At 34.8% G+C, this 11,431-nt stretch carries 8 protein-coding genes; 6 read left to right on the top strand and 2 right to left on the bottom strand.

From position 1 onward, the window contains the following. Positions 1 to 234 precede the first annotated feature (234 nt). Positions 235 to 993 (top strand): ABC transporter ATP-binding protein, encoded by a 759-nt coding sequence (locus tag AC1W31_RS14620; protein WP_481735211.1) that lies wholly within the window; start codon positions 235 to 237, stop codon positions 991 to 993. A 66-nt stretch (positions 994 to 1,059) separates the two neighbouring features. Here the strand turns inward: AC1W31_RS14620 and pheA are convergent, their stop codons facing one another. Both pheA and AC1W31_RS14610 read right to left on the bottom strand, forming a co-directional pair. Further along, a complete protein-coding gene (gene pheA, locus AC1W31_RS14615) occupies positions 1,060 to 2,136 on the bottom strand; it encodes a prephenate dehydratase (RefSeq protein ID WP_481735210.1) in 1,077 nt (358 codons plus the stop codon). Positions 2,137 to 2,233: 97 nt separating this feature from the next. After that, positions 2,234 to 4,108, bottom strand: a complete 1,875-nt coding sequence (locus AC1W31_RS14610) for a DNA topoisomerase IV subunit B (RefSeq protein ID WP_481735209.1) — start codon at positions 4,106 to 4,108, stop codon at positions 2,234 to 2,236. 337 nt (positions 4,109 to 4,445) lie between these two features. Between AC1W31_RS14610 and AC1W31_RS14605 the strand changes: the two genes are divergently transcribed. From AC1W31_RS14605 to AC1W31_RS14585, 5 genes are all read left to right on the top strand, one after another. Beyond that, the gene (locus AC1W31_RS14605) at positions 4,446 to 6,989 is read left to right on the top strand and encodes a polysaccharide biosynthesis/export family protein (protein WP_481735208.1); all 2,544 of its coding nucleotides are present in this window, start codon (positions 4,446 to 4,448) and stop codon (positions 6,987 to 6,989) included. Positions 6,990 to 7,006: 17 nt separating this feature from the next. Continuing rightward, positions 7,007 to 8,086, top strand: a complete 1,080-nt coding sequence (locus AC1W31_RS14600; protein ID WP_481735207.1) for a hypothetical protein — start codon at positions 7,007 to 7,009, stop codon at positions 8,084 to 8,086. Between the two features lie 11 nt (positions 8,087 to 8,097). Continuing rightward, on the top strand, positions 8,098 to 8,928 hold the full coding sequence (locus AC1W31_RS14595) for an ABC transporter permease (RefSeq protein ID WP_481735206.1): 831 nt from the start codon (positions 8,098 to 8,100) through the stop codon (positions 8,926 to 8,928). A 77-nt stretch (positions 8,929 to 9,005) separates the two neighbouring features. After that, positions 9,006 to 10,262, top strand: a complete 1,257-nt coding sequence (locus tag AC1W31_RS14590) for an ABC transporter ATP-binding protein (protein WP_481735205.1) — start codon at positions 9,006 to 9,008, stop codon at positions 10,260 to 10,262. Between the two features lie 84 nt (positions 10,263 to 10,346). Then, positions 10,347 to 11,420 (top strand): DegT/DnrJ/EryC1/StrS family aminotransferase, encoded by a 1,074-nt coding sequence (locus tag AC1W31_RS14585; protein ID WP_481735204.1) that lies wholly within the window; start codon positions 10,347 to 10,349, stop codon positions 11,418 to 11,420. Positions 11,421 to 11,431: the final 11 nt, after the last annotated feature.

Raw genomic sequence — 11,431 nt, 5'->3', positions numbered from 1 at the left:
GTTGAACCGTCCACAACTGACGCTTTGATGGAAGATGTGCCTAAGTCTAAGCCTAAAAGTAGCATTTGTTTTTCTTTAAATGATTGGTTTTGAATTTACAAAAATAGAAGAAATTAGCGAATTGTTCTATACAGTTCTACATTAGAATAATATTAATTTAAAAATAGAATTCTCATGGTATGACTTTTTGGTGATAGCTTTGTTAGAGAAAATGTGGAATTTAAGAAAAACAATATGTTCAAAATAAAGAATATCACCAAAACGTACCGAGAAAAAGTAGTTGTCAATTCAGTATCTTTAGAAGTACAAGCGGGTGAAATAGTTGTAATTGTAGGAGAAAGTGGTTCGGGAAAAACCACCTTATTAAATATTCTTTCTGGTAATATTCAACCCACTTCAGGTTCATTAACGCTTGATAATCAAGAAATTGATTTGTATTTTAATCGACTTATCCGTGATTTTCCAACGATAAAACTTGTACCTCAAGATTATCGATTGAAGCCAGATTATACCGTTTCAGAAAACATTGACCTTGCACTCACAAAATTCACGCATGAATATAGAAAAAAACGAGTGCAAGAACTGGTAGAGCTTTGTGGAATTTCAGAAATTAAAGATAAAAAACCTCGTGAAATTTCGGGTGGAGAAAAACAGCGGACTGCTATTGCCCGTGCCATTGCCGATGAACCATTGGTACTTTTATTAGACGAACCTTTCAGTAATTTAGATTCCATCAATCGTACGCAATTACGAGGTAAAATTATCGAAATTATTAAACAAGAAGGTATTGGATGTGTGTTGGTTACGCATGATTTATTGGATGCTTTTTTGGTTGCCGACCGAATCGGAATCATGCAGAATGGAGACCTTTTATTAGTAGATTCTCCTAAAAACATATTTCAACAAACTAAAAATCAGTACGTTAGAAAATTTGTAGATTCAGCAATGGAACCTATCGAGGTTTTCTTAAAAACGTATGCTGAATTGTTTTAACGAAACAGCCCGAAATAATTCCGTTGAGGTTTATTTCAGGCTGTAAATTATTAAGTAAGTTGTTCTCTAAACTGTCTTTACGTAACTTCCCAACCACTTTATTTCGGAAGTATGTTTCGCCATAATGCTTTGAACGCTATCGTCTAAGAAATATCCATCAAACTCCATCAAAAACCAGAAATTGAACTGCTCGCCTTCTTTTACTGGACGACTTTCAATTTTCAACAAGTTAATTCCTTGATTTTCAAACTCTTGCAAGAATCTAACGAGCGTTCCAGGTTTACCATCTTCAGGTAAACGAGCAATTACCGTAGTCTTGTCATTTTCACTTTTTTGATTAATAAAATCTTTACCGATAATAAAAAAACGAGTTCGATTCTGAGCGGAGTCTTGAATATTATCAAAAAGGATTGGCACATCAAAGAGTTTTGCGGCAATATGAGAACAGATTGCGGCTGAATCTGTCTCCTGACCAGCCAACTTTGCGGCTTTAGAGGTTGAATCAACTTGCACAAAAAAATCATCTTCCTTTGCACCAAAATAATCATCCAAGAATTTTTCGCATTGACCAAAAGCGATATCTTTAGAATAAATTTTCTTGATATCGGATAATTTTTCTGCCTTCGTTGCAAAGGTAAAATGAACAGAAATTATCACTTCGGCCACGATTTTAAGGTCGGTTTCATTCAATAAATCAATGGTTTCCTTTACGATTCCTTCCAAATTGTTCTCAATCGGCACAACGCCAAACCTTGCTCGACCCGTATCAACGCTCTGAAACACAGAACGAATATTCGGAAGAGCTAAATAATCACTCATTGCCCCAAATCTACTTTCAGCGGCTTGATGTGTAAAACTGCCTTCAGGACCTAAATAAGCTATTTTTTCAGGTAATTCAAGGTTTCTGGAAACGGCAAAAATTTCTAAATAAATTGCTTCGATCGCAGCACGATTTAGCAATCCCTTATTCATAGAATCCAGTCTATCAACAATTTGTTTTTCTCTTTCTGGGCGATAAATTACCGTTTGGGTACTCTTTTTCAGCTCACCAACTTGTTTAACTACTTCCATTCGCTTGTTCAAAATATCAAGCATTTGGTTGTCGAGTGAATCTATTTGATTTCTTAATTCTTCGAGGGACATAATTGTCAATTAACAATTGATAGTTGATACTTAACAATTACTAAAATAATCAGATGACTAATTATTCTCAATTATTAAGTATCAATTATCAATTAATTTAAGCTGCCAATTCGGCAGGGTCTTTTTCTACGATTAAATTTTCAATAATAAACTTCTGACGATCGGGTGTATTTTTGCCCATGAAATACGTCAGAATTTTGGGAATGGTCGTATCTTTTGTCAAAATAACGGGTTCAAGACGGATGTCATCATTAATAAATTTTCCAAATTCCTCTGGCGAAATCTCACCTAAACCTTTAAAACGAGTAATTTCAGGCTTTGGACCTAATTTCACCATGGCCTTTTGTTTTTCATTTTCATCATAACAATAAATCGTTTCTTTTTTATTTCTTACTCGAAACAAAGGAGTTTCCAAAATATACAAATGACCATTTCTTACTAAATCTGGGAAAAACTGCAAGAAAAATGTCATCATCAATAATCGAATGTGCATCCCATCGACATCAGCATCGGTTGAAATAATAATTTTGTGATAGCGAAGTCCTTCCAACCCTTCTTCAATATTCAAAGCGTGTTGAAGCAAGTTAAATTCTTCATTTTCATACACAATTTTTTTAGTCAAGCCAAAGCAATTCAAAGGTTTACCTCTCAAACTAAATACCGCTTGTGTTTGTACATTTCGTGATTTTGTGATTGAACCACTCGCCGAATCTCCTTCCGTAATAAATAACATAGTATTGTATCTTTCATCCAACTTTTCGTCCGTTAAATGAACCCGACAATCACGCAATTTTTTATTGTGAAGATTCGCTTTTTTGGCTCTATCATTGGCAAGTTTTTTAATTCCTGCCATGTCTTTACGCTCACGTTCGGACTGCTCAATTCTTTTTTTGATGGCCTCGGCAGTGGCTGGATTTTTGTGTAAATAATTGTCAAGATTAACTTTTACAAAATCACCAATAAAGCTTCTAACCGACTGAGAATTAGTATCTGGCGAAACATTACTCGAACCCAATTTTGTTTTGGTTTGAGATTCAAAAACGGGTTCTTGCACTCTAATGGCAATTGCTCCTACGATACTCGTACGTACATCCTCAGGCGAATAATCCTTTTTATAAAATTCTCTCACGGTCTTCACGAGTGCCTCACGAAATGCTTGCAAATGCGTACCACCTTGGGTAGTATTCTGACCGTTCACAAATGAATAATATTCTTCTCCATATTGATTGCCATGCGTTATAGCAATTTCAATATCATTTCCTTTTAAATGGATAATTGGATAGCGTCTTTCATCCTCGGCAGAATATTTATTCAGCAAGTCAAAGAGTCCGTTCTGAGAAAAATATTTTTGTCCATTGAAATTAATGGTCAATCCTGCATTTAGATAAGCATAATTCCAAATTAAGTATTCGAGAAATTGAGGAATATAATGATAGTTTTTGAAAATGGTATTATCAGGTTCAAAAACGACGTGCGTGCCATTTCGTCCGTTTGATTCAGTTCCATCGGGTGATTCATTCATCAATTCACCTTGTTTAAATTCTGCCCATTTGGTTTTGCCATCACGGAATGATTGTACTTTGAAATACGAAGCCAAAGCATTGGTTGCTTTCGTACCGACGCCATTTAAACCAACCGATTTCTGAAAAGCACCAGAGTCGTATTTTCCGCCCGTATTTATCTTAGAAACACAGTCGATTACTTTCCCGAGTGGAATGCCTCGGCCATAATCACGCACTTCAACTCGGTGATCAGAAATTTTAATTTCGATGGTTTTCCCATTGCCCATCATGTGTTCATCAATGGAATTATCCATGATTTCTTTTACTAACACATAAATACCATCATCAGCCGATGACCCATCTCCCAATTTACCAATATACATACCAGGGCGAAGGCGGATGTGTTCTTTCCAATCGAGAGACCGAATATTATCTTCGGTATATTTTACATTTTCTACTATTGTGGACATATTTTAAAAGAAAGGATAAGTAAAGCTGACAAATTCAAGTTAAAATAATTAGTTTTCTATTTTTGTTAAAAATTATCAACTAATATCAAATGAATTAGAAAATGGTGTACCCATCATTAGGTTTCACCGTCATTTAAAGGCAAAACTACAAAAAACATTAATAAAGTATGAAATAAACAAGTTTTAATTGTTCTTGGAATAATTAAACTATCAAATGGTCGTGTGAATTAGCAAAAAGTTGATTTACTTTGTGTTTTGAAATTGTCTTTGTTAATGATTTAGCACATCCAAATTTTGAAATTAATCCTTAATTAACCTTAAAGGCTAAGATTTAAATATGTTGAAAAATAATTTAGCAAATCGTATTTGTAAGAAAATAAACAGTTCTTTATTTTCTATTCCACCCCAAAAATCACTGTTATTTCTTTTTACTATTGGTTTTGTCTTTTTTACAGGTAGCACTTTTTCACAAAGTTTTCCCCTTGGATCGCTTCCAAACATTACCTTTCCGACTCAAGCGCCAAGAGCTTCCACAACAAAATCTTCGGCTCCCTCTAACGCTCCACGTTCAATTGTGCAATCTGGGTCAGAGAAAGCAGTGAGCGATTCGATAAAGTCGGCAAGGGTGGCAGGTGCGACAACTCCAATACTTGATTCTGGTGCCGTTGCCTTGCGAAAAAAGATTTATGGATTTAATATATTCAACAATCCAAATATTTCATTTGAAACTTCTTTGAAAATTCCCACGCCAAAAAATTATACACTTGGCACTGATGATGAATTAGTTATTGATATCAATGGATTCTCAGAAGAACATTACAATTTGCCGATTACTTCCGAAGGGTTTATAAGAATTCCAAAGGTTGGGAATGTTTTTGTGAGTGGAATCACCATTGAAGAAGCAAAGAAAAGAATTGTCGATAGATTATCAAAAATATACGTTGGCTTAAAATCATACAACGGAGCAGCTCCTAATACAACGGCTACCGTTTCTTTGGGAAGTATTAGAACTATCAGAGTTACGATTTTGGGTGAAATTGTTGCTCCAGGTTCGTATTCAATGTCTTCGCTTTCAAGAGTGATGAACGCTCTATATTTATCGGGCGGTCCAAATGAAAATGGCACTTTCCGTGACATTAAAGTAATTAGAGATAAACGCTTAATTGCACAAGTTGATTTATATGACCTTTTAACGACTGGCAATCTTCGACAAAATATTTCTCTTCAAGACCAAGATATTATTCAAGTAGGGGCTTATAAATCTCGGATTGAAGTAGTTGGAAGAATCAGAAAGCCTGCCATTTTCGAGAATCTTCCAACGGAAAGTTTAGAGAAAATAATTAGTGAGTATGGCAATGGATTTTCGCCCGATGCGTACCGTCAAGTGTTGAAAATTCAACGTTTTACCGATAAAGATTTAAAGTTGATTGATTTGAATAGTGACTTACTTTCGTCTTTCTACCCTAAATCAGGCGATATTATTACGGTTGAACAGATTTTAACGGATCGAATTGAAAATGCTATTTCACTGAACGGTGCGGTTTTTAGACCGGGCAGATACTCAGTAAGTGATAATCAAACTTTAACTAAACTAATAAAAAGAGCAGAGGGATTCAAACAAGATGCGTTTGTAACTCGTATATCTATTGTTCGTTTATTGGAGGATTTAACGAAAGAAAATATCTCCGTAAATTACAATGACATATTATCAGGGAAAACTGCTGATATCGTCCTTAAAAGAGAAGATATCGTTACTGTCTATTCCGGTCTTGAATTGATGGAAAATTATACCGTTAGAATTCAAGGAGAAATAAACTTGAAAGGGTCAGCTCCTGTGACTGCCACTCCCACTTCGGGTACAACTGGTGTTGCTGAAACGCCAACTGGGACTACCGCTGAAACGCCAACTGGTTCATTCCCTTACGTAAGAAATATGACGGTTGAAGATTTAATTCAAAAAGCAGGAGGATTGAAAGAATCAGCTGCTACTGGAAGAATTGAAGTAATTAGGAGAAAGAAAAATATTGGTAAAGACGACCCAAGTCAGATTACTTCAACAATTGGTGAGAAATTTAACTTTTCAATTAATAATAATTTATCAATGAATGAAACTGCTTCAAAATTCGTTCTTGAACCTTTTGATGAGGTGTTTGTAAGATCTTCTCCAAACTATGAAAAACAACAATTTGTGTCCGTTGAAGGTCAAGTTATTTTTCCTGGTGTGTACGCTTTAGAACGTAAAGATGAAAGAATCTCAGATTTAATGAAAAGAGTGGGAGGTTTGAATGCACAAGCTTACGCAAGTGGAGCTACTTTAATTCGTAAATTCAAAATTAGTAAACAAGAAGCGGATAGAAAACGTAGGCAATTTAGTGATTTGAGTGATGTTAGTACAGACGCTTCGGTCAAAGTTGAAGAAGTCAAAGAAGAAAGTGTAGAATCAATTGGCATAGAGTTAGTACGTGCTTTAGAAAATGCTGGAACCCCTGCAGATATGCTTTTGCAAGACGGAGATATCATTCGAGTACCGAAAGAGCCTCAAACGGTAAGAATGCAAGGAGAAGTACTATATCCTACGTCAACAAGATTTTTAGATGGAATGCCATTTAAACATTACATTTCTGAATCGGGAGGTTTTACCGATTTGTCCGCAAGAAGACGCTCTTATATTGTTTATGCGAATGGCTCTGTTGATAGAACTCGTAAATTATTTGGCCTAATTAATGTTTATCCAAAAGTTGAGCCTGGTTCTGAAATTATAGTCCCAAGATTGAACATCAGACAAGGTGCAACGCAACAATTAGTTCAAACTATCATTGCACTTTCAACAGTTATATCAAGTACAGTAGGTCTTTTGGCTTTAGTTAGAACCCTTAAATAAATATTATTAAATTAGAAATGTCAGATAATCAATATAATTCATTACCCGAGGACCAATTTTCATTTAATGATATTGTTAAAAAAGTAGTCTCTTTTTCAAACCTCATTGTTAGAAATTGGAAAATACTTGTACTTTCAATTATTTTAGGAACAGCAGGCGGATACCTTTTTGAAAGATTAACCCGAAAACCGCCTATTTATATTGCCAAAATTGTTTTCAACATGGAAAACGGTGGAGGTAGTAGCACAGGAGGACTTTCTGATTTAGCGAGTGCCTTTGGTATTAGCGGAGCAAATTCTGCAAGTGCTGGATTGTTTAGTGGTGATAACTTTATCGAATTGTTAAAAACTAAAAATCTTTACAATCGTGCCTTGTTAACAAGAGTGGATGTTTTTGGAAAAAATTATATTTTTGGCAATTATTACCTCGAAAAAAGTGGACTTTTAAAAGACGAATTAGAAGAGGATGTGGAAATGCAAACGTTTAAGTTTACCCATGATAAATACGACTCTGCCTCATTGAATGAGAGGTCGAGAGTCAGATTAGTTCAGAATTATCTTATGCCCTATACTATTGTAGCAAATGATAGTAAGAAGGCAACCTTTTTATCCCTCGCTGTTACAACAAGAAACGATACACTTTCTTACATTTGGGCAAATTTGTACCTTAAAATTGTTACAGATTTTTATAAGGAAACTAAAACCATTAAAACCAGAGAATTAAGAGATCTAATTAAGCATCGAGTTGATTCATTGAAGCGTGAACTTTATAAAACTCAGGGTGAAGCGGCAAAATATGCCGACCAAAATCAGCAAATAATTGTTCAGGAAGGGCTTGTTCAACAACAACGTCTTCAAACGAATAGTGGGCAATTGCAAGGAATGTATTTTGAGGCAATGAAAAATTTGGATAATTTAAATTTTTCTATGGCCAAAGAGACACCCCTTTTGAGTCGAATAGATGACGCAGAATTACCAATATCTCCAGAACCAGATCCAACTAAAAAAGGTATTATTATTGGTTCAATCATTGGTTTACTCTTGGCCATTATTTACGTTGCGTTTAAGGAATCGTTAAAAGAAATTAATAAAAATTAGAATTTTACAACATGATGCAAGAAACAGTTATAGAAGCAGGAAGGTCAGAAAAATATTATTGGCAAGATTTATGGAGATTCAAAGAGTTACTTTTTATATTAGCGCTTAGAGATATTACCGTAAAATATAAACAAACATTTGTGGGGGTTGCGTGGGCAATTTTTCGACCAGTATTAACGGTTTCTGTATTCGTATTTGCATTTGATAAAGTTGCTAAAATTGAAAATAAATCAGATATTCCTTTACAAATTATTATTTTTACGGGCGTAATTTTTTGGAACTTCTTCGCCATGTCTTTCCAACAAGTGAGTAATAGTATCACGGGGAATGCGAATTTAGTTTCAAAAGTGTATTTTCCACGATTATTAATGCCAATAAGTTCAGTAGCAGTTCCCCTATTAGATTTTTTAGTTGGTTTTGCCGTAATGATTCCATTTCTTATTTATAAAGGTTATCCGCCAACATTGCATATATTATTTGTACCATTTTTCTTGATACTATCTTTTTTTGCTTCATTTAGCTTAGGCGTAATTTTTGCCTCTTTAAATGTTCAATATCGAGATTTTCAGCAAATTGTACCTTTGATTGTTCAATACGGATTTTTTGTTTGTCCAATCGCCTATCCAATTGCTACTATTCAAGAATTATCATGGTACCCAATCTATCAATGGATTAATCCATTAGCCGGAATAATAGAAGGTTTTCGTTGGTGTTTGATTCCAAATTATCACTATTTTCAATGGGATACGATTATTCCTTCCGTGGTATTTGTAACAATTACGACAATCCTTTCGGTTGTTTTTTTCCGTAAGAAAGAAAACTCTTTTGTAGATTACATTTAATCCATGAAATTTTGTTCGTTAACTCATAAAATTATAATATATAATTGAAGTAATGGAGCCTTTTACTCCTTTTGAAAATGACAGTAATTGAAGCAGAAAATATAAGTAAACGTTACATCATTGACCATATCAAAGGCAATGCAAAAGGGAATACCCTACGAGAAATCGTGACTGATAATGTTAAAAACTTATTCACTAAAAAAAATAGCGAAGAAGTAAGTCACGAAGATTTTTGGGCATTGAAAGATGTAAGTTTCAAAATTGAACAAGGTGATAGAGTTGGGATTATTGGCTCGAATGGGGCTGGAAAATCTACGCTATTAAAAGTTTTAAGTCGTATTACAGAACCCACGCAAGGAAGAATTAATATTAAAGGTCGAGTTGCCAGTCTTTTAGAGGTTGGAACGGGTTTTCATCCAGAACTATCAGGACGTGAAAATATCTTCTTAAATGGTGCGATTCTTGGCATGAAACGACAGGACATCAAAAATCAATTTGATGCGATAGTTGATTTTGCTGGCGTTGAACAGTTTTTAGATACACCCGTAAAACGCTATTCATCGGGGATGTACGTCCGTTTAGGATTTGCCATTTCTGCCCACCTTGAACCAGAAATTTTGATTGTTGATGAGGTTTTAGCCGTTGGTGATGCCGATTTTCAAAGAAAATGTCTGGGCAAAATGAAAGATGCCTCTACATCTGGAAGAACCATTCTTTTCGTAAGTCATAATCTTACTGCCGTTCAAGGACTTTGCAATAAAGGTATGTTTATGAAAAAAGGCCAATTAATTGAAATGGGTGAAACTAATCAAGTGTTAGCAACCTATTTAAGTCATGTTCAAAAAACAGCCTTAGAATCATGGTGGCTTACGCCAGAAGAAGCGCCAGGAAATGACAAAGTACGTTTGAAAAGTATAAAGTTAGTCCCACAATTTTTGGACGGACAAAAACATATTGATGTAAGAACTAAATTCAAAATACAAATTGAGTTCTGGAATATGATGGAAGGGGCAAATCTAAATTTGAGCCTCCACTTAAATTCTTTAACCGGTGAATGTATTTTCAATATCGGAACTGCCTCAAAATCATTTGAAAAAGGAATTATTACGGCTGAATGCGAAATTCCAGATAATTACCTGAATGATGGTTCATATTCAATTTCATTCATGGTGGTGAAAGATACGTCATCAGCCGTTTTCAATTTTGAAGAAGCACTTATTTTTGAAATTGAAGACTATCGTGAAGGAACTTCATGGTACGGAAAGTGGCCTGGTTATGTTAGACCAAAGATAGATTTCCCAATAACTCAACTTGAACTTGAAAGCGTTAGCTAAAACCTAATTGGCAAACTTCCCGAAAAAATTCCATTGTGGATTAACCCAACGGAGTTGTTTCGGGAAGTTCATCTTTATGCAAAAATGATAAACGTTACCAAAACATATTTACCTCCAATTGAAGAATATCAAGCATACGTTGAACGTATCTTTAAAAGTAATCAATTGACCAATAATGGTCCCTTAGTTCGTGAATTAGAGCAAAAACTAAAAGATTTTTTGGGCGTAAAGCATTGTTTATTCGTAAGCAATGGCACAATTGCTATCCAAATTGCGCTGAAAGTTTTAAGCATAAAAAAGGAAGTAATTACTACACCATTCTCTTATTGTGCTACCACTCACTCCCTCCTTTGGGAAAACTGCAAACCCGTTTTTGCTGATATTTTAACGTCTGACTTTTGCATTGACCCACAGAAGGTTGAGGAACAAATTACTGAAAATACCGAGGCAATTTTGGCTACGCACGTGTATGGAAATCCATGTAATGTAGATAGATTGGCAGCAATTGCTCAAAAGCATCATTTAAAATTGATTTACGATGCAGCACACTGTTTTGGCGTAAAAGTAAACGGCACTTCAATTTTTAATTATGGAGATATTAGCACGTGTAGTTTTCATTCTACAAAGGTCTTTCATTCAACCGAAGGCGGTGCAATTTTTACGGATAATGATGATTATGCCTATCTAATCGACCGTTATCGTAGTTTTGGGCATATTGGGGATAATTATTTAACCATTGGTATCAACGGGAAAAACTCGGAATTTCATGCCGCAATGGGATTATGTGTATTGCCAAATGTTCCAGAAATCATTGAAAACCGCCGTCAAATATTTAATTTATATGACAGTATTTTGAATTGGGACAAATTAATAAAACCCCTTGTAACGCTACCTACTGAACATAATTACGCATATTATCCTATCTTTTTCGATTCTGAATCAACTTTATTGAAGGTTAGAGAAAAACTTGAAGCTCAACAAATTTTCCCAAGAAGGTATTTTTATCCATCATTGAGTAGCTTGAAATTTGTGATTGATGAAAGTAATTGTCCAATCTCCGATGATTACGCAGTTAGAGCTTTGGCACTTCCTCTTTATTTTGATTTAGCCCACGATGATGTTAAAAAAATTGCAGAAATCGTAAATAGCTGTCTTTAATTATGGTATTT

It is taken from the genome of Arcicella sp. (genome assembly GCF_964672035.1).
The sequence above is the reverse complement of the archived record's forward strand: the minus strand, read 5'-3'. Positions and strand labels throughout refer to the sequence as shown.

What these genes read in the sequence shown, in the direction of transcription:
- AC1W31_RS14610 (WP_481735209.1), bottom strand. Translation starts at nt 4,108, where the DNA reads ATGTCCACAATAGTAGAAAATGTAAAATATACCGAAGATAATATTCGG.
- AC1W31_RS14590 (WP_481735205.1), top strand. Translation starts at nt 9,006, where the DNA reads ATGACAGTAATTGAAGCAGAAAATATAAGTAAACGTTACATCATTGAC.
- AC1W31_RS14605 (WP_481735208.1), top strand. Translation starts at nt 4,446, where the DNA reads ATGTTGAAAAATAATTTAGCAAATCGTATTTGTAAGAAAATAAACAGT.
- pheA (WP_481735210.1), bottom strand. Translation starts at nt 2,136, where the DNA reads ATGTCCCTCGAAGAATTAAGAAATCAAATAGATTCACTCGACAACCAA.
- AC1W31_RS14620 (WP_481735211.1), top strand. Translation starts at nt 235, where the DNA reads ATGTTCAAAATAAAGAATATCACCAAAACGTACCGAGAAAAAGTAGTT.
- AC1W31_RS14600 (WP_481735207.1), top strand. Translation starts at nt 7,007, where the DNA reads ATGTCAGATAATCAATATAATTCATTACCCGAGGACCAATTTTCATTT.
- AC1W31_RS14585 (WP_481735204.1), top strand. Translation starts at nt 10,347, where the DNA reads ATGATAAACGTTACCAAAACATATTTACCTCCAATTGAAGAATATCAA.
- AC1W31_RS14595 (WP_481735206.1), top strand. Translation starts at nt 8,098, where the DNA reads ATGATGCAAGAAACAGTTATAGAAGCAGGAAGGTCAGAAAAATATTAT.